General features: G+C 67.3%; 20 protein-coding genes. 13 read left to right on the forward strand and 7 right to left on the reverse strand.

The annotated features are described in order from the left end of the window. Window positions 1-227: 227 nt before the first annotated feature. Entirely contained in the window at window positions 228-1,088 is an 861-nt protein-coding gene (locus I8920_RS13010) for a helix-turn-helix domain-containing protein (RefSeq protein WP_198656734.1), read from the forward strand. Between the two features lie 48 nt (window positions 1,089-1,136). On the opposite strand, the gene I8920_RS13015 is transcribed toward I8920_RS13010, so the two are convergent. After that, on the reverse strand, window positions 1,137-1,448 hold the full coding sequence (locus I8920_RS13015) for a putative quinol monooxygenase (protein ID WP_198656735.1): 312 nt from the start codon (window positions 1,446-1,448) through the stop codon (window positions 1,137-1,139). 98 nt (window positions 1,449-1,546) lie between these two features. Here I8920_RS13015 and I8920_RS13020 point away from each other — a divergent pair, with 98 nt between their 5' ends. The 4 genes from I8920_RS13020 to I8920_RS13035 all read left to right on the forward strand — a co-directional run bounded on the left by I8920_RS13020 (window position 1,547) and on the right by I8920_RS13035 (window position 5,272). Beyond that, window positions 1,547-2,218, forward strand: a complete 672-nt coding sequence (locus I8920_RS13020; protein WP_198656736.1) for a TetR/AcrR family transcriptional regulator — start codon at window positions 1,547-1,549, stop codon at window positions 2,216-2,218. Between the two features lie 26 nt (window positions 2,219-2,244). Continuing rightward, entirely contained in the window at window positions 2,245-2,910 is a 666-nt protein-coding gene (locus tag I8920_RS13025; protein WP_198656737.1) for a response regulator transcription factor, read from the forward strand. Next, on the forward strand, window positions 2,907-4,205 hold the full coding sequence (locus I8920_RS13030) for a sensor histidine kinase (protein WP_198656738.1): 1,299 nt from the start codon (window positions 2,907-2,909) through the stop codon (window positions 4,203-4,205). Before I8920_RS13025 ends, I8920_RS13030 begins: the two co-directional genes overlap by 4 nt. Window positions 4,206-4,294: 89 nt before the next feature. Beyond that, window positions 4,295-5,272 carry a glycoside hydrolase family 26 protein gene (locus I8920_RS13035; RefSeq protein WP_198656739.1) on the forward strand — a complete coding sequence of 326 codons (978 nt, stop codon included), beginning with the start codon at window positions 4,295-4,297 and terminating at the stop codon, window positions 5,270-5,272. 131 nt (window positions 5,273-5,403) lie between these two features. Here the strand turns inward: I8920_RS13035 and I8920_RS13040 are convergent, their stop codons facing one another. Beyond that, a complete protein-coding gene (locus I8920_RS13040; RefSeq protein WP_198656740.1) occupies window positions 5,404-6,345 on the reverse strand; it encodes a LysR family transcriptional regulator in 942 nt (313 codons plus the stop codon). A gap of 119 nt (window positions 6,346-6,464) precedes the next feature. On the opposite strand from I8920_RS13040, the gene I8920_RS13045 reads away from it, so the two are divergent. After that, window positions 6,465-7,442, forward strand: coding sequence for a putative oxygenase MesX (locus tag I8920_RS13045; RefSeq protein ID WP_198656741.1), 978 nt, complete (start codon window positions 6,465-6,467; stop codon window positions 7,440-7,442). Between the two features lie 20 nt (window positions 7,443-7,462). Continuing rightward, window positions 7,463-8,512 carry a methionine synthase gene (locus tag I8920_RS13050; RefSeq protein WP_198656742.1) on the forward strand — a complete coding sequence of 350 codons (1,050 nt, stop codon included), beginning with the start codon at window positions 7,463-7,465 and terminating at the stop codon, window positions 8,510-8,512. 160 nt (window positions 8,513-8,672) lie between these two features. Here I8920_RS13050 and I8920_RS13055 read toward each other — a convergent pair whose 3' ends face one another. Continuing rightward, on the reverse strand, window positions 8,673-8,912 hold the full coding sequence (locus I8920_RS13055) for a PLDc N-terminal domain-containing protein (RefSeq protein WP_198656743.1): 240 nt from the start codon (window positions 8,910-8,912) through the stop codon (window positions 8,673-8,675). A gap of 445 nt (window positions 8,913-9,357) precedes the next feature. Here I8920_RS13055 and I8920_RS13060 point away from each other — a divergent pair, with 445 nt between their 5' ends. Then, a complete protein-coding gene (locus I8920_RS13060) occupies window positions 9,358-10,095 on the forward strand; it encodes a carboxypeptidase-like regulatory domain-containing protein (RefSeq protein ID WP_198656744.1) in 738 nt (245 codons plus the stop codon). 76 nt (window positions 10,096-10,171) lie between these two features. After that, window positions 10,172-10,597: a hypothetical protein gene (locus I8920_RS13065; RefSeq protein WP_198656745.1), complete on the forward strand. Its 426-nt coding sequence runs from the start codon at window positions 10,172-10,174 to the stop codon at window positions 10,595-10,597. Between the two features lie 25 nt (window positions 10,598-10,622). On the opposite strand, the gene I8920_RS13070 is transcribed toward I8920_RS13065, so the two are convergent. Further along, window positions 10,623-10,877, reverse strand: a complete 255-nt coding sequence (locus tag I8920_RS13070; RefSeq protein ID WP_198656746.1) for a hypothetical protein — start codon at window positions 10,875-10,877, stop codon at window positions 10,623-10,625. 548 nt (window positions 10,878-11,425) lie between these two features. Here I8920_RS13070 and I8920_RS13075 point away from each other — a divergent pair. Continuing rightward, the gene (locus I8920_RS13075) at window positions 11,426-12,529 is read left to right on the forward strand and encodes an ImmA/IrrE family metallo-endopeptidase (RefSeq protein ID WP_198656747.1); all 1,104 of its coding nucleotides are present in this window, start codon (window positions 11,426-11,428) and stop codon (window positions 12,527-12,529) included. On the opposite strand, the gene I8920_RS13080 is transcribed toward I8920_RS13075, so the two are convergent. Beyond that, window positions 12,513-13,451 (reverse strand): alpha-glutamyl/putrescinyl thymine pyrophosphorylase clade 3 protein, encoded by a 939-nt coding sequence (locus I8920_RS13080; RefSeq protein WP_198656748.1) that lies wholly within the window; start codon window positions 13,449-13,451, stop codon window positions 12,513-12,515. The two genes, I8920_RS13075 and I8920_RS13080, sit on opposite strands and share 17 nt — an antisense overlap. Beyond that, complete coding sequence (locus tag I8920_RS13085; RefSeq protein WP_198656749.1) at window positions 13,441-14,409, reverse strand: thymidylate synthase; 969 nt, start codon at window positions 14,407-14,409, stop codon at window positions 13,441-13,443. The genes I8920_RS13080 and I8920_RS13085 overlap by 11 nt, the downstream gene beginning before the upstream one ends. A gap of 713 nt (window positions 14,410-15,122) precedes the next feature. On the opposite strand from I8920_RS13085, the gene I8920_RS13090 reads away from it, so the two are divergent. After that, entirely contained in the window at window positions 15,123-15,593 is a 471-nt protein-coding gene (locus tag I8920_RS13090; protein ID WP_198656750.1) for a GNAT family N-acetyltransferase, read from the forward strand. A 36-nt stretch (window positions 15,594-15,629) separates the two neighbouring features. Here I8920_RS13090 and I8920_RS13095 read toward each other — a convergent pair whose 3' ends face one another. Then, window positions 15,630-16,712 carry a hypothetical protein gene (locus I8920_RS13095; RefSeq protein ID WP_198656751.1) on the reverse strand — a complete coding sequence of 361 codons (1,083 nt, stop codon included), beginning with the start codon at window positions 16,710-16,712 and terminating at the stop codon, window positions 15,630-15,632. 30 nt (window positions 16,713-16,742) lie between these two features. On the opposite strand from I8920_RS13095, the gene I8920_RS13100 reads away from it, so the two are divergent. Next, window positions 16,743-17,249, forward strand: a complete 507-nt coding sequence (locus I8920_RS13100) for a hypothetical protein (RefSeq protein WP_198656752.1) — start codon at window positions 16,743-16,745, stop codon at window positions 17,247-17,249. A 268-nt stretch (window positions 17,250-17,517) separates the two neighbouring features. Beyond that, entirely contained in the window at window positions 17,518-17,751 is a 234-nt protein-coding gene (locus I8920_RS16380; RefSeq protein ID WP_198656753.1) for a transposase, read from the forward strand. The last annotated feature ends 543 nt before the right edge of the window (window positions 17,752-18,294 follow it).

Below are 18,294 nucleotides of genomic sequence, written 5' to 3' on the forward strand. Positions count from 1 at the left end.
CATGCACGCACCTCGACGTGTCGGTGCTCCAACTGATCCGGCGGACCGAAGGGACGATCCGCGGACTCAGTTTCCGGTCAGGTTGAGCGGCTTCACAGTGGATGCAGTCAAGTCAGCACGAACTGACGTTTGCCGTTGCAGGAAATGGCCGGAATTGCAGGTTCTGGTGGCAACATGCAGAACTCGTTCGCATTCCGCTGGGCATTCGTGTTACATCGGACGTCGTGGTGACATCGACGACAATGGGCGTTTCCGCGGCGGAACGCTGCAATGACTTCGGATGGCACCCGCGAGGACGAATAGATCCCCTCCTGGTCGCCGAGACCGGCGAGTACACGCGTTTCGGTGTCGGTCACGCGTGGTCACAATCCGCCGGGTACACCCTGACCAGCGACCCGCGTCGGATCTACCTCGTCCTCACCATCGAAGGCGGTTTCGAGTTCGACGTCAGCGGCACCGTCGTCCCCACCGAGCCCGGCTCCCTGGTGCTCTTCGACGGTGAAGCACCGACCACAGCCCGCACGATCACCGACACAGCCCGCTACGTCGGGTACCTCGAGCCCACGGTCCTCAAGGAAGGAGTGTCCCGGTTCCAGTTCGGGGAACCGATCGCGACCGGCGGCTCGACCGTGCAGGCGCTCACGTCGATGACGAACACGCTCCTCGGGACCCCTGTCACCCCGGCGACCCACACCGCACGTCGGCATCTCGCACTGTCGTTCGAGCACCTCCTCGGCAGCGTCCTCGACGACACCAACGCGCGGGAGACCCGTGACGCTGCCGCGCACCGGGACAGCGCCTTCACGGCAGCGCTGGCATCGATCGAGGGACACTTCCGCGACCCGGCGTTCAGCGTCACCCGGCTCGCCGTCGACCTCGCGGTCAGCCCCCGCACGCTGCACAACACGTTCGCCAGTCTCGGTACGACACCCCGCCGCGAGATCGAGCGTCGCCGCATCACGGAAGCCAACCAGCTCGCCGACCTCGGAGCCGTCAGCCTCGCAGACCTCGCCGCCCGTTCGGGTTTCACCTCGACCAGACAACTCACACGAGCGCTCAACCGAACCCCAGGTCAGCAGGGCCGGTAGGGCCGCTCGCCGCGGCCCGCGAGCTCGAACAACGCAGCTCGAACGACGTCAGCTCGACGCGACCGGCCGCACCAGCACCCGCGTCGGCGGCTCCGCCAGGAGCGCGATGAGGTCCTCGTGCCGCTGCTCGACCTCCTCGTTCGTCTCGGCGTAGTGCCGGTCGAACGAGTCCTGGTCGCGGGAGAACTCGGTGACCCAGATCACCTCGGGGTCGTCGTCGTCGCGCAGGACGATCCAGTCGACGGGACCGTCCGGGTCGTCGACGTGGTGCACGTCCGTGAGCACCTTCGCCAGCGCGTCACCTCCGCCGGGCTGCGCGCGCATCTGCAACAGGACACCGGGCTTCGTCGTGTCGATCACTGGATCCTCCTCCGTGTCGGGTGGAGCGCGGACGCTCCGTTGGAACGACGTTCCACGCAGAGTATGGAACGACATTCCAGAACGTGTCAAGATGGGGCATGCCCTCGGTCGAGTCCCGCGCCACGCGCCGCACGGACCCGCTCTCCAGGGACCGGCTGGTGCAGACGGCGATCGAGATCCTCGACACCGACGGCGAGGACGCCCTCACCTTCCGCTCGCTCGCCGCACGGCTGACGACCGGGCCGGGGGCGATCTACCACCACGTCGCGAGCAAGAGGGAGCTGCTCCGCGCGGCGACCACCGTCGTCGTCAGCAGCGCGGTGGACGGGGCTCGGACCCCCGGAGAGCCGCTGGACACGGTCCGAGCGCTGGCCCTGGCGGTCTTCGACGCCATCGATGCCCACCCGTGGGTCGGCACGCAGCTCACCAGGGAGCCGTGGCAGTTCGCCGTCGTCCAGCTCTTCGAAGCCGTGGGCGTGTGCCTGCAGGAGTACGGGCTACCGAAGCACGCGCGGTTCGACGCGGTGTCCGCACTCGTCAACTGCGTCCTCGGGTCGGCCGGGCAGTACGCCGCCGCCGCCCGGCACCTGCCCCGCGACACGGACCGGGGCCTCGTCCTCCGCAGCATCGCCCGCGAGTGGGAACGCCTGGACCCGTCCGACTTCCCGTTCATGCACGCCATCGCCGCCGGACTCGACGAGCACGACGACCGTGAGCAGTTCCTCGCGGGTGTCGACCTCGTCCTCGCCGGCATCCGCACCATCCGTTGATCGACCAGTCCTCCCCGAAGGTGCCGATGCGCGTTCTCCTGCTCGAAGACGACGACGTCGTCCGCGGACTCGTCGCGGACGGACTCCGCCGCCAGGGCATCTCCGTCGACGAGACCACCACCCTCGCGGACGCCGACGTCGCACTGACCGTCAACCGCTACGACTGCGTCGTCGCCGACCGCGGCCTGCCCGACGGCGACGCGGTACGGCTGGTGGCGACCATCCGCGCCGCGGGGACGACCGTGCCGGTCCTGCTACTGACCGCCCTCGGCACGGTGCAGGACCGCGTCGACGGATTCGAACACGGGGCCGACGACTACCTGCCGAAACCGTTCGCGATGTCCGAACTCGTGGTCCGGGTCCGGGCGTTGGCACGTCGCGTCCAGCCACCGCGGTCCCCGATCGTCCGCGTCGGCGACCTCGAGCTCGACCTCGCCCGACGCCGCGTCACGCGCGCCGGGGTGCTCCTCACGCTCACGGCGAAGGAGTTCGCGGTCCTCGACGTCCTCGCCGAGCGTCCGGGCGCGGTCGTCACCCGGACGGAGCTCATCGAGCGCTGCTGGGACGAGCACACCGAACCGATGTCGAACGTCGTCGACGTGCTCATCGGCCAGCTCCGACGTCGGCTCGGCACCCCGGACCCGATCGAGACGGTCCGCGGTGTCGGGTACCGCCTGCGAGAAGCCGCATGAGCGCACTCCCGGCCGGTGGCGCGGCTCGCCGGCTCCGGCGGACGCGTCTGCTCATGACCGTCTCGTTCGCCGCCGTCATCGCGGTGTGCCTCGCGCTCCTCGCCGCGCTCGCCCTGTCGATCGACGCCACCTCGCAGCGGGGAGCGGTCACCGACGACGTCACCGAACGCGCCGGCGGTCTCGCTCGCGCGGTGTACTTCGACGGCGGCACCCTGCACCTCGAGCCGCTGCGCGAGGACGAACTCGCGGTCGGCACGTCGTTCCTGGCGGTGTACCGGATCGACGCCTCCGGGCGCGTGACCGCGACGCCCGCGCACCTCCCCCGATCCGCCGAGCTCCCGGCCGTCCGACGCGACGCGCTGATCGACGCGGTGCTCGAGGAGCAGGGTGCATCGGACGAGCGCGGCGCCGACACCGCCGGTCGGGCAGCGTGGTGGGCTGCCGCACCCGTGTGGGACGACGACGCGATCGGTGCGGTCGTGGTCGTCGGGCAGGACGTCGCCGCGGGCACGGCCGCGCACGACCGCCTCGCCACGGGGCTCGCGATCGGTTGCCTCGTCCTGCTCGCCGCCGCCGTCGTCGCTGGCCACATCCTGTCGGGGCGCGCCATGCGTCCGGCGGTCGCGGCACTCGACCGCCAGGAGCAGTTCCTCCGCGAGGCGGGCCACGAGCTCCGCACCCCGCTCACCGCCCTCCGGCTCTCGATCGAGGGGACGCCGACCCCGACGTCGGCGGCCCGTGAACAGGCGTTGACGACGGTGGACCGCCTCGACCACCTGCTCGCGGCGCTCCTCACCCGAGCGCGGATCGACGCCGGCACGTTCACACCCGAACGCGTCCCGCTCCGGCTCGACCAGATCGTCGAACAGGTCGTGGACGACGTGCGGCAGACATCCCGCGTCCGTGTCGCCACCGAGCCGACCGTCGTCGTGGGTGATCCGGTCCTGCTCGCCCAGGCCGTCCGGAACCTCGTCGACAACGCCGAACGGCACGCGCGCGGACGCGTCCTCGTCACGGTCGAGCCGCACCAGGTCCGTGTCGTCGACGACGGCCCGGGGGTGCCGGCCGAACGGCGCGAGCACGTCCTGCGACGAGGCACGACCGGAACCGGCACGAGCACGAGCACGGGCACGGGCACGGGCACGGGCACGGGCACGGGCACGGGCACGGGCACGGGGACCGGCCTCGCCATCGTCGCGTGGGTCGCAGAACTGCACGGAGGCGCGGTCCGGCTCGACGACGCCCCCGGCGGCGGGCTCGTGGTGACGGTGACCCTGCCCGCTCCGACGGCCTGAGACAGCGCCCGACCGGCGCTTCATCATCGGCTCATGTCCGTTCTGTGAGGCTGCGACCGACCACCGCCCCTCCCGGAAGCAGGACCCACATGCGCACCATCGGCCGGATCACCGCCGCCGTCGCCAGCCTCGCCGTCGTCACGACCGTGGCAGCCGGCTGTGCGGCCCACACCACGTCGACGAGCCACGACGCCGCCCGCGTCAGCACGTCCAGCGCGCACATCGCGCTCGGCATGTACTACGGCGACCGCTCGCTCGCCGCCACGAACAAGGCACTCGGCACCACCCCCGCCATCCACCTGACGTACTTCGACTGGGCGTCGGACTGGAGCGCCGACCCCGTCCTCGCCGCCGACGCCCGGCGTGGTCAGACCTCGCTCGTCAACTGGGAGCCCTTCGACGTCGACTTCCACGACATCGTCGCCGGCGAGTACGACGACGTCATCACGGAGCAGGCCGAGGGAGCCGCCGCGCTGACCAACCCCGTCCTGCTCGACTTCGCCGCGGAGATGAACGAGGAGGAAGGCTGGGGCGGACACGACCCCGAGCTCTACATCGCGGCCTGGCGCCACGTGCACGACATCTTCGCGGAGAAGGCGGCCGGCAAGGTGCAGTGGGTCTGGGCGCCGAACAACACCGACAGCGAGGGCGCCCCCACCGCGATCGAGTACTACCCCGGCAGCCACTACGTCGACTGGACCGGCATCGACGGCTACAACTGGGGCACCTCCGACGACGACTTCGACTGGCAGTCCTTCACCTCGGTGTTCCGGGACACCTACCGGGTCCTCCACGAGCTCGGCAAGCCGATCATCATCGGCGAGACGGCGTCGGACGAGGTCGGCGGTGACAAGGCGAAGTGGATCAGGGAAATCATCCCGACCCTCGAGACCACGTTCCCCGACATCGAGGCCGTCGTCTGGTTCGACGTCGAGAAGGAACGCGACTGGCGGATCCGCTCGTCGTCCCGCGCCTTCGCCGCCTTCCGCCAGCTCGCCAACGACCCGTCCGTCGTCCCCGCGGACCGCCGCCATCCGCTGCTGACCGAACGCGCCTCCGGTCGCTGACGACCGCCCGGACGGACCGGGTCGCGACCGCGGCAGCCTGGAGGCGCGACCCGCCTGACGGGCGCGGGTCGCGCCTCCAGACGGGTCACCGCGCACGCGGTGCGACCGCAGGTCCGTCGGCTGCGGCCCGCCTAGCCGAGCGGCTCGACGCCGTAGCCGGCGACCACCGCCCGCAGCTCGTCCAGGTACGTCCGCGCCTGCACGGTGAGCGGCACCGAGGCGTGGGCGATCCACCCGATCTCGATGCGTTCGTCGACGTCGAGGGGGATGGCGACGATCTCGGGGTCGAGGTCGTCGCTGATGAGCCCCGTCGAGATCGTGTAGCCGCCCAGGCCGATCATGAGGTTGAAGATCGTCGCTCGGTCCGAGACCCGGATCTCCCGCTTGCTCGACATCGTCGACAGGATCTCCTCCGCCAAGTAGAAGGAGTTGTTCGCGCCCTGGTCGAAGGTCAGCCGGGGCAGGTCGGCGAGGTCGTCGAGGGTCGCGCGCCCCCGTGATGCGAGCGGGTTCCGCCGGGCCACGAAGATGTGCGGCTGGGCGACGAACAGCGGCGTGAACACGACGCCCGCGTCCCGCATCAGCTTGCCGAGCACCTGCTTGTTGAAGTCGTTGCGGTAGAGGATGCCCACCTCGCTGCGGAGCGTGCGGACGTCCTCGATGATGTCCCAGGTGCGCGTCTCGCGGAGCGAGAACTCGTACTCGTCAGCGGCCGCTGCTTCGACCATCCGGACGAAGGCCTCCACCGCGAACGAGTAGTGCTGGGCCGACACCCCGAGCAGGCGGCGCGACGGCTGCCCGCCGACGTAGCGCTGCTCGAGCAGGGAGACCTGCTCGACCACCTGTCGGGCGTAGCCGAGGAACTCGACGCCGTCGACGGTGAGCACGACCCCCCGGGCCGATCGGGTGAACAGGGGACGTCCGATCCGCGTCTCCAGGTCCTTCATCGCCGCGGACAGGGTCGGCTGCGCGACGTAGAGCAGATCGGCAGCCGCGCTGATCGACCCCTCCGACGCGACCTCGATGAAGTACCGGAGTTGCTGCAGCGTGATGTCGTTCGAGACCCGGGCCATAGGCGCAGGCTATACCGCCGCATAGCGTCTGCGTATTACCTGATGGCCCGGAGATCCCGCCATGATCGAGGGACACTTCCCACAGTGCCTCCGGGCGCTCGACGCACGGACTGCGGAGCATGGCGAACGACCTCACCTTCAGCACCACCAGGACCCGGTTCGACGAGGACTACTCCCCCGCGGACAGCTCCCGGCTGACCACGAACTTCGCCAACCTGGCGCGCGGCGAGCGCCGGCAGGAGAACCTGCGTGCTGCGCTGGCGATGATCGACGGGCGCACGAACGACCTCGCGGGGGCTTCTGCTGGCGGTGCCGGTGACCGCTACCGTCTGGAGCTCGACATCGTCTCGGTGGCGCTGCAGTTCTCCGACGGCGGGGCGGACGCAGAGTTCCCGCTGCTCGAGATGCTCGACGTCACGATCGTCGACCAGCACACCGGCGAGCGCCACCAGGGGATCCTCGGCAACAACTTCTCGTCGTACCTGCGCGACTACGACTTCTCCGTCCTGCTGCCCTCGTCGTCGTCCGGTGTCCCGTCCGACTTCGGACAGCTGCACGGGGCGCTCTTCCAGCGCTTCCTGGAGTCCGACGCCTTCCGTTCGCAGTTCGGTGCCGAGCCCGTCGTGTGCATCAGCGTCTCGACGAGCCAGACCTACCGGCAGAACGGGTACGTCCACCCGGTCCTCGGCGCCGAGTACGAGCACGAGCACTCCTCGCTCACCGACGACTACTTCGGCCGGATGGGCATGCGGGTCCGGTACTTCCAGCCCGCCGGCGCGGCCGCTCCGCTCGCGTTCTACACGCGCGGCGACCTGACCGGCGACTACACGGACCTCCAGCTCATCGGCACGATCGCCACCATGGAGACGTTCCAGAAGATCTACCGTCCGGAGATCTACGCCGCGAACACCCCGGCCGGCAGCACCTACCGCCCCACCCTCGACCACACCGACTTCACCCCCACCCCGGTGACCTACGACCGCGAGGAGCGGAGCCGCCTCGGTGTCACCCAGGGCCGGTGGACCGAAGAACACCTCGTGACGCCGCACGGTGCGCTCCTGTCCCGTTTCGCTGCCGAACCCGTCCCCGCCCGCTGACCGTCTGGACCGCCACTTCCATGAGCTCTCTCCTCCCCACCTCGATCGTCGGCAGCCTGCCGAAGCCGTCCTGGCTCGCCGAGCCCGAGCGACTCTGGTCCCCCTGGCTGCTCGAGGGTGCCGCCCTGACCGAGGGCAAGCAGGACGCCCTGCGCTCCGCCGTCCACGAGCAGGAGCACCGCGGCATCGACATCGTCAGCGACGGCGAGCAGACCCGCCAGCACTTCGTCACGACGTTCATCGAGCACCTGGACGGCATCGACCAGGAGCGGAAGGAGACCGTCCGGATCCGCGACCGCTACGACGCCGCCGTCCCCACGGTCGTCGGCGCCGTGAGTCGTCCCGCCCCGGTCTTCGTCGACGACGCCCGGTTCCTCCGCGCACAGACCGACCGACCGATCAAGTGGGCGCTCCCCGGCCCGATGACGATGATCGACACCCTCTCCGACCAGCACTACAAGAGCCGCGAGAAGCTGGCGTGGGAGTTCGCCACGATCCTGAACGAAGAGGCCCGCGAGCTCCAGGACGCCGGCGTCGACGTCATCCAGTTCGACGAGCCCGCCTTCACCGTCTTCCATGACGAGGTGCAGGACTGGGGCGTCGCCGCACTCGAACGCGCGACCGAGGGCCTGCGCGCCGAGACCGCCGTGCACATCTGTTACGGCTACGGCATCGAGGCGAACAACAAGTGGAAGGAGACGCTCGGGGCCGAGTGGCGGCAGTACGAGCAGTCCTTCCCGCTGCTGCAGCAGTCGTCGATCGACATCGTGTCGCTCGAGTGCATCCACTCGCACGTGCCGCTCGAGCTCGTCGAGCTCATCCGGGGCAAGAAGGTGATGCTCGGTGCGGTCGACGTCGCGACCGAGACGGTCGAGACGCCGGACGAGGTCGCCGAGGTCCTGCGTCGGGCGCTCGAGTTCGTCGATGCGGACAAGCTCATCCCGAGCTCGAACTGCGGGATGGCGCCCTTGGCACGAGGTGCAGCGCTGGACAAGCTCAGTGCGCTGTCGGCCGGCGCGGACATCGTGCGGGCCGAGCTCGTCGGCGCGGCGGTCCCGTCGGCGCACTGACCAACGGCGAGACACCACGGCGGCTCTCCTCGCTCAGGAGGAGAGCCGCCGTTCGTGTCGCGTCCGCAGCGTGCGTGACTGTCGTCCCCACGCTGGAGGCGCGGCTCGCGTCCGACCGCTGCGTCGCGTTGGTGCAGCGCTCAGATCACGACGCCGTCTCCTACGATCTGACAGCGCCGGACCCAGAATCGACAGACCGTTCGCGATGCCGGCCGAGGAACCACGCCGCCGGCCCGATGATCGGGACGAAGAGGACGACGAGGGCCCATCCGAGCAGACGCCAGCCAGAGGGCGACGCGGATCGGATCAGCGAGATGAACGCTGCGAGGGCGAGGAGCAGCGCGACGAGGGACACAGCCATCAGCACACCGTCCAGTCCTGTCGGAACGAGTGGGTTCATGGTCCGAAGTCGACCACGTGATACTTCAGATGCGCAACTCGAGCCTTCAATCGGGCATGTCGTTACCGAGCGTGGCCATCTCGCCCGGCGCGGACCACCTCAGCATCACCTTCGCCACGTTGCGCCGTCCCCATGATCCGCCAGCCGCGTACAGTCCCAGCCAACGCACCACTGGCGCAAGAGCGGGGAACGCGATGCGACTGATCACGGGGACGGCACTGGTCGTCGCACTGGCCTTCGGAGGGCTGATCGGTCTCGCGCCACCAGCGGCTGCGGCCGGATCGGGAACGATCACCGTGCAGCTCGCGACGCCGGACGGCACCGCGATCCGCCTGGCGGACGTCGAACTCGCAGCGATCGGCACCGACGCGGTCGTCGGAACGCCACCACCGACGACGACGGCACCGCGACGTTCACCGGCATCCCCGCGCCGGACACCGTCACGGTGGCGACACGGCAGCTCCCGCCGCACGGTGCCGAGACCTACACCCCCGGGCTCCGCTCGGACGTCGAGGTCCGCAGTGGTTCGACGGTTGCGGTCACCCTGCCGCTCGTGATCGGCGCCACCGTTCAGGGCGAGGTCGTCGGCCCCACCGGACCCGCTGCCGGACGCCTCATGTACGCATGGAACGAGGACACCTCGCAGGTGTTCCGGACGACCTCGGACAGCGCGGGCATGTACCAGTTCGTCGGGTTGAGCACGGGGAAGTACCGCATCGAGGCGTACGCCAGCGGGACCGCTTCGCCCGCGGTCTGGAAGACCCGGGTGTACCAGCAGCGCGGGACGCTCCCGGCCTCGCAGGTGACGCTGTCGCGGCACTACGCACACAGCGACTACGACCTGATCGTCTACGCCGCCTCGGCTTCCCGCACCCCGTCGGCGCAGCTCAGCGGCGCGACTGTCACGGTGACGAACGCGACGACCGGTGCGTCGTTCTCCACCCGGTTCTCCACGCTGCTCGACAACGAGCAGACGGCACAGTTCCAGATCCCCTCCGGGCAGTACGTGGTGGAGCTGCGCACGGCGGCGACATCCGCAACGCCCGCACGGGTGCTGTGGCTCGCACGTCCCGGTGGCGTCTCCCGGTACGTCACCGACCGGACACAGGCCGTCCCGGTGAAGGTCGTGTTCGGCGGTCACACCTTCTCGGGCGGGTCGTTCTCGGAGACGGCCTCGCGCTGAGTGCACCGTGGAGCCCTCGGACTCACCGCGGAACCGCTGACACGATCGGATCAGGCATGGAGCGTTGACTACGCCCATGATTACCAAGAGCACGATCCACGAGGTCGAGAACGCGACCGTGAAGGACCGCGACGGCGCATCGGTCGGCAGGGTCGCACAGGTGTTCCCCTCCGACGAGGACGGCAGCGCCGCGTTCGTCAGCGTCACGACCGGACTCCTCGGGGGTCACGCCGCGCTCGTCCCGGTCGAGGACGCCACCTTCGACGGCACGGACCTGCACGTCGGGTACAGGAAGAGCACGATCAAGGGCGCACCTTCCCCCGGAGCCGGGAACACCTTGTCCGTCACCGAGGCGAACGCCGTCCGCAAGCACTTCGGGCTGTCGCCCGCAGGCAAGGCGACCGGCGACATGGGCGACCCGCACGAGAACCTCGACCAGGCCGGCACCGGCCCGGCTGGCGCAGACGACACCGAGGGCGCGGGAACGACGCCGCTGGCCTGAGCGGCTCGGGCCGGCACCTCGGCCCTCAGTCCCAGGGGCCGTCCGCGGTCCCGAGGTGCTCCTCACCGAGCGGGGTGATTGGCAGGGCAGCGAGGCTCGCGATCCCCACCCGCAGGAGTGCCGCTCGCGAGGTCCCGACGCGCCCGATCGCCCCCATCCCCTCGATGACCGCGCAGAAGTAGGTGCCGAGCGCATCGGCGTCGGCATCGGCCTCGACCTCGCCGGCCGCCTGCGCATCCACGATGCAGGCCGTGTAGCCCGGCGTGAGAGAGCCGAGCATCGATTTGAGGACAGGACATACGCGCTTCATGCGTGACAGGCGGGTCGAGTAGCCCCCCCCACCCCCGGGCTCTGGCTCATCTCTGGCGCCGTGATGCAAGCTCGGGCCTTGACTGTCCAGTCATCTTCACCGGATCGGCGCGTCACTCTCGTCTGACAATTGCTCGCGATCGTAGGGTTGGCACGGAGCCTCACAGTGCGTGCAGGTGAGGCGGCAGCGGGGCAGGCAAATGGAACTGAGCTTCAACGGGAAGACGCTACGGCGTCAGCTGTTGGAGCCGAAAGCCGCCGAATGGCCCTCAGGCGAAGCTCTGGAGGTGACGCAGGCGTTGATCGCAGACCTCCTCGCGGCCTCTACGCTGTTGGATGTGCCAGTTGGCGTACCGGATCTGAGCCAGGTGGAGCCGGGCAACTTCGAGTTGTCGGCCGGCTTAGGTGTCGTCCTTCGATGTTCCGTGAGTCATGTCCGGCTGCCTCTGACAGCCGACGGCCTCCCGGACTGGCCGCATGTACATCGTTTGAAGATCCAGAGCCGGGAGGTCCGTTCACATGACCGATAACACAGTCCTTGACGTTGACCCCCGTTGGGCGTCCGCGCCCGGTGTGACGATCCGGCGCTCGCTCGCGGCGCGAGGTCTGGACGCCGAGGATCTTGCGGACAAACTTGGAGTGAGCGATCCGGATGCGCGACGCCTACTCACTGGGGAGACATCAATCACCGCCGACGTGGCCGCCCTCTTGGCGGAACTTCTCGGTTCAACTGCCGCGTTTTGGCAGACCCGCGAGGCTCAGTACCGCGAGTCACTGCATCTCCTGGACGCGGACGACCTGGCGAGTCGTGCACCGCTGAAGGACATGGTGAAGCAGGGCTGGTTGCCGGAAGCATCCTCCTGGAAAGACACGGCGACGTCTGTGCTGAGTTTCTTCGATGTCGAAGACTCCGCGGAGTGGGAACGCAAATGGGGGTCGCGTCTCCGCGAGACGGACTTCCGCGGATCTCCGACCTACGAATCCCAGGACGTATCTGTCGCCGCCTGGCTCCGTCAAGCTGAACTCTCAACGCGAAACATCCGCACCGAGACCTGGTCCCCGGCCGAACTTCGGAAGGCGGCCTCCGAGCTTCGCGGTCTCAGCCGAGTCGGGAACCCGGAAGTGTTCCTCCCGCGCGCCCAGCGCCTGCTCGCCGAGGCGGGGGTAGCGCTCGTGCTTATCAAGGCGGCGGCGGGGAACAGGTTGAGTGGCGCCGCTTTGCGACTCGAGGACGGACGGCGAGCGATCGCACTGACTGGGCGGCACCTCGCAGAGGATCACCTCTGGTTCACGCTCTTCCATGAGGTTGGGCACCTGCTCCTCCACGGCGCGCGCGACGATTTCCTCGACTCACTCGACGCGGATGACATCGGCGACTCGGCCGTTGAAGACCAAGCCAATGACTGGGCGCGAGCGGCCCTCATTCCCACGGGCATCGATTCCCTCGGCAACGGTCGTGCCCAAGGGCCGACTCGACGCGAGATTCTTGGGTTTGCTTCCGACATAGGAATCGCCCCCGGCATAGTCGTGGGACAGCTGCATCACGCCGGCAAGCTGCAGCCGAATCAGCATCGACCACTCATCCGCCATTACCGATGGGTTGGCACTAGCCTTGGAATCTGATGTACCGATCCATAGACTTTTGCCAGTTGCAAACCGCGTCTTCAAGAACGTCTGGCGTAATTTGTGTTTCGGCCGCCAGCAGCGTCAACGCATTTTGTAGCTCACGCGCGGCGCCCGCCGTCGGGTCATTGTTCACCAGTTGGCGAGCGCCGGTCAGCGGGCCGGTCGCTCCGACCAGGTAGGTATGCGGCGGCCGAACATCGGCCAGCGACAGCTTTCCAAGCATAGTGAGGTAGTCGAAGCGAGCGATACGCCCAAACTGCCGAACTGCGCTCAGCGACCTGTACATCGCATCGAAAGTGTCTTCCGGCGTCGCGGCGGACAACGATGCGAACCGTTGTCCGTGGTCGCCGCCGGCCGCTAGAACCCATTGAACGTAACTCTCGAAAGCGGCCCCGGTTCCTTGCTCCGACCAGGCGGCAAGGCTCCCGTACTTGTGGTGGTTACCGAAACCATGCCTCCCCGGAGCCACACGGTAGTCGGCCTGGTGCTCGTCCAACCAGAAGCGAAACGATGTCGGGTCGCCCGCGGTGCGCTGCCAGGTCCACCACTGCAACTCGGATGATCCGAACGCGCTGTAAGTGTCTCGGATGTACCGCCAGCCGGCGATCCGGTGCCGGCCGAAGTGGACGTAGAGGTACACCATCCACACCGCCTCATCGAGTTCGCCCGCTCTGTGGTGGAGCACTGCCGCCTTAAGCGGGTGGAAGGCGGGCGAGAGTGGGTTAGTCGCCTCGGGATCGAGGTCGCGAGTCTGCAGGGTGGTGGTGAAGTTGACTCGCTGCTCCGAGTCGATGATCTGCTCGATGAGTGTCTCGCGTCGTTGCGGATCCACAATTCCCGGCAGTGATCCGTGCGTCCGTTCGTACGCGGAGAACGCCGCATCGAGTTCGGCTGCACGTCGTATGTAGTTATTGCGCACCCGGAGTCCTTTCAAGTTCGATCTGTTTGTCGGTGAAGTACACCTCGTAGAACGTACCGGCGAGCCGCGCCCGAGCGTCCCGCATTGCCGCCGCGTCGCGTTTCCTCCATGCCGCGAAACCGACAAGAACCGTGACCAGTTCCTGCCAGTACTTGTCGAGATGCGACACGTCCGGTACTGGCCGACCCTGACGCAGTGCCGCTTCGGCGGCGAGGAAGGTCCGGATGCTGGGCCACGGATCTCCCGGCGGCATGGCCGGCATCTCCCGACCGGCCATGAGCCCTTCTCCCAGGTATGCACGCGCCTCCTCAAGGTCGGTGTCGACCTCGTAGAGGTGCAGACTCCCGACCATGTGCGTATACGTCCCCAGACTGCAGTCGAGGCTGCGGGCGATGATCTCGGCGATCATGGTGAACGCGAATACGTCATGCGGGAGCCCCTTCATGATGTCGTTCGAGCGCATGAACACCACTGTGTGCAGTTCATTGTCGCGAGCCAAGAATTGGAGAGTGCACGTGCATGGCACGTCAGATTGACTACCACGGAGATCCTCGACTTTCAGGATCGGGGCGACCGCCTGCCTCGTCGTCGGATTCTCGCGAAGCGCAGCGATGAGTGTTTCGATTTGCGCGTCCATCGCATCGCCGAACAGCCGCGGCCCGTACGCACCGCTGAAGTCTTTGACGAGCTTGCTATACCCCGGGATGTAGTACTCGATGTGGGCGGGGTCCGCGGACCCGGTGAGATACCAGGAGAGCTCTCCCAGTGCGCTGAAGAGGCGACCACGTGTGGCGCTGCGGCTCACGCGAGCGCGCGGCGCCGTTAGTTCGAGCATCACTGAGCGGACTTCTCGGGTAGATCCTCGCCGCGCGACGACGACCTCACCGGTGTCGAACACCGAAGGCAGCGCCGTCGCCAGCAGGTCGTCGAGACTTGACTCTGTCCAGAACTGCGCCACTGACCCACCCATATCCTTAGTTGCGCCGCGACAGACATCTCAGGCGGCAATCCGACCCTAGATGCTCACGACACATCTGCGAGAGAGGTTCAGGTATCGGTTTCGCCACATCGGGTCACCCAGCCGGCCTGCTATCAATGACGCGGTCGGCATACCAAGGCTCCGGCGCAAGGTTGGTCACCTTCTTCGCACCCAGAGCCTGAGGAGAAGTGCCTCCGCTTGTTGGCATGCGTCCAAGGAAGGACACCGCAGCCGGTAGCCGAGAGTGCTCCCAACAATTCTCGCCTCAACACCTCGGACCTACCGTTTCCCCGAGGCAGTACAGCTAGAGCTGCTGCTGCTGGTCGTCGGTCAACCACCTCGGAGTGCTCGTCATCGGGGCGTACCCCAGCTCTCCTGGACTTGCCCACGCAACTCAGGATCGCCAATCTGACATGCGAAGGCAGCACGGAGACACGACTCTCCGACGTCCTCGACAGCACGGTGTTCCACGCCGGGGCCGACCGCCGCCCTCGACTTTGAGCGGGATGCCGGCAGCTCGCAATCACGCAAGAATAACCGTCACACGCCGATCGGGGTGCCCTCGGACAGCGGTCAGGTCCTAAGGTGGAACAAGAAGGCGTCAGCGTCAGCGTCAGCGTCAGGGGCTGGCGTTAGGCTGCCATCGCGGTCGGCACGCTGTCGGCGGATGCGCGTTAGTTGGAGGAGATCTCATGGGCGCTGCGGAGATTCGTACCCGCTCGCCGCTGCCGCTGCATCGAGAACTCAGCACCCTTCTCGATTTTCTCCCGGTGCTGTACCCCAGCGGAGACGTCTGGTTGCGTCGTGTCCTCGAGGAGGTTGCAGCTGGTCGCGCGGATGCAACCGTCGTGTACGACGACGCCAGGGTCGTCGGCGTTTTTCTCGGCTCCCCGAAGCCGGATGGTCGATACAAGATTCGGACGCTTTTCGTCGATGAGACTCGCCGCCGTCTCGGAGTCGGCGACGAGTTGCTGCGCCGTGCCCAAAGGGCCGCGGCTGCTGCGGGCGCGAAAGAGATATATGTAACAGCAGCGACCACGATTCGGCCGCAGTTCGAACCGTTCGTCGCCGGAAACGAATTCGTGAGATTGGCGACAATGCCCGATCGGTATGGTCCCGGGCGCCACGAGGACGTGTACATCGCCGCTGTCCACCGCGCGTAGATCACCTGCGTCACGAGAAGTTGGCCAGGTCGTGGCTTACCGAGAGATGTGGCCCTTGCCATAGCGCCACTCGTCTAGCTTTCGGTAGACGCGGCGAACCACGCCAAATATCTTGCCCAGCCTGGGGACGTGCCTGAGAGCCGTTGTTGCCCATCCGAGCAAGGCTGCGCCGCTGATGGCGAGCAGCGGTGCGACAAGTTTCGCCTGAATGAAGGCGATCACGTGGGCGGTGGCGGGTTGCAAGGGAAGCTGAAAAACGGTGCCGAGGAGCAGGGTGAGGACGAGGATCGCGCCGAACGCGGTCCACCACGGGTGAGCTCGTCGACCCATGACGTAGTCGATGTAGACCCGGAGTGGTGCGCCGTTTTGGCTTCGCCAGTACGAGACAACCAGCTGCCTGGCGTTGTACTCGCTCTTCCGGTCGAGGTAGCGGTGCCAATGCGTGGTCTCCAGCACGCGCGCGTACCGCAGGGCCGGGTACACCGTCCTGCCATGGAGCCACGCGGGTGTCATGACGAACAGGTAGGTGGTCGCCATTGGCAGCGTGCGTGACCGGAGTTCGTCCCCGTGTTCCAAGAAGGCGGCACTTCGCTGGTCATTGACTCTGAAGTCCAGGATCGCGCCCGAATGGCGGGCGGTGCGCGGTTGCCAGTGCCAGATGCGTCCGGGGTTGGTCACTCGGAATCGAACCCGGAGGTACCCGAGCTGATTAGCGGCGAGAGGTTCGTTGAATTCCAACTTCCAGACCGTCAGGTCGGCTCCAGTGAGGCGCTCGTCCGGCTTCAGACCGCCTCGCAATGAGATTGCGCGCATGCTTTTGCCGTCAACCGTGATGGTGTCCCCTGCGACGTCGACGGGCGAGTCGAAGATCAGCTCACTGGACTTCTGTTCCTTCACATACGGCGACAGATCCGCGTAGGCGTCAGCTGCGACCGGCAGCGAGAGCCCGACGCTGTGGAGCGACTCGGAGCCAGCCTCGATTCGAAGACCGACGTCGAGGTAGAAGGCGCGGCGTCGCGGAGGAAGGGTGGCGAGACACCATAGATTGATGTGGCACTCTTGGATCGTGTATCGCGCGGGGTTATGCCCCTGGTCTTGCAAAATAGCGAAGTACGACATGGATCGACGCCCTCCACTCCCAGGTCCCTCATGCACAGTAACGCATCAGCAAGCAACATCGGCACTGAGTCCGGCGCCGATTGCCGTTCTGCCCCCGAAGCCACCGCCCCCGAGGCGCGCGCGCTTCTGCTTGCCGTGCAACCGCAATTCGCCGCCATGCTGATGGCCGGGACGAAGCCGATCGAGCTGCGCAAGCGCTTCCCGTCCCAGCCCCGCGGGACCGTCGTTTTCGTCTACGCCTCGACGCCGGTCAAATCCGTGGTCGGCACGATGTTTCTCGACCAGGTTGAGTCATGTGCTATCGACCGGGTCTGGCGCGAGCTTATTCCGTTGATCGGCGCCACCGAGCAGTACATCCGCGACTATGCGGCAGACCGTGAGGAGATGACGTTGCTGCACCTTCGCTCCCCGAGACCATTCGCTGCGGCGATCCCGCTTCGCGACCTTCGGACGCACGTTGGAGTCGAGCCGCCGCAAAGTTTCCGCTACCTGAATCCAACGGCGCAAGCCGTGATGCACCGTCTCGCAGGACCCTGATCTCGGCGAAGGCTGGTCCCCGACGAGCCGGGAGGAAAATGCACACGGCGACAACGACCATCACCACCGGGACTAGCAAGTGCAGCGCCATATTGCCATCCCTATCGATCGGTCGCCTCATTCTGAACACAGGCACGGTGGGAGCTGCGGCAGATTTGGTCGACTAGTCCGTTCTGGCGGTGAGCGCGACGCGTGGGTTGGGACTGCTGCAGGTTTAGTTGACTCCTGACAGGTAGGGCCATGAGCTCCTGCTGGAAGGACGTGCGCCATGGTGAGGGCGTATTCGGGAGAGTTCCGGCGTGACGTAATCGCGATCGCCCGGAAGGGTGAAGCGTCGGTGCGGCAGGTCGCGAGGGACTTCGGGGTATCGGAGTCCTGCCTGGCCCGCTGGCCGCGGCTCGCGGACCGCGGACCACAGCATCAGCGTGGCCGCGGCGCCGCCGGCCAAAGCGGGCGAGCAGGCGGAGCTGCGGGACGCGCAGAACCGGACCCGGCTCCTTGAGCAGGAGAACGAGATCCTCCGCCGGGCAGCGGCGTACTTCGCTCAGTCGCAACTCCCAAAACAACCTACCCGCCGATCCTCGATCTCGCCGCAGACCGGATCTCGGCCGCGGTGGCTTGCCGGGTGCCGGGGTTCTCGAAGCAGGCGTTCTACGCTGGCGGGGTGACCCGGCCTCTCAACGGGACTGGGACGACGCGCACCTCACCAACGCCGCGATCGACGCGCATTGAGACGACCCGACGTTCGGGTACCGGTTCCTCGCAGACGACCTCGCCGCCGGCGCCAACTTGGTCTCGGCAAGTCGACCCCAATCGAGTACGAGACAATCATCAACCCACAGGTCGCACTCGCGGCCTAGACAAACGAGTCAACGAAACCTGCAGCAGTCCCGACCCACGTCGACTCCAATACGGCGGTCACCACGAGCAAAGCTGAAGGTCCGGGTCCGGGTCCGGCCCAGTCCGCCACAGAAGCTTCCCCGGAGGGAAGGTGTCCAACTGCACTGCGCATCGGCCAACAGACGAGGCCGCCTGGCCAGGACTA

It is taken from the genome of Curtobacterium sp. YC1, from assembly GCF_016267665.1.
GTDB lineage: Bacteria > Actinomycetota > Actinomycetes > Actinomycetales > Microbacteriaceae > Curtobacterium.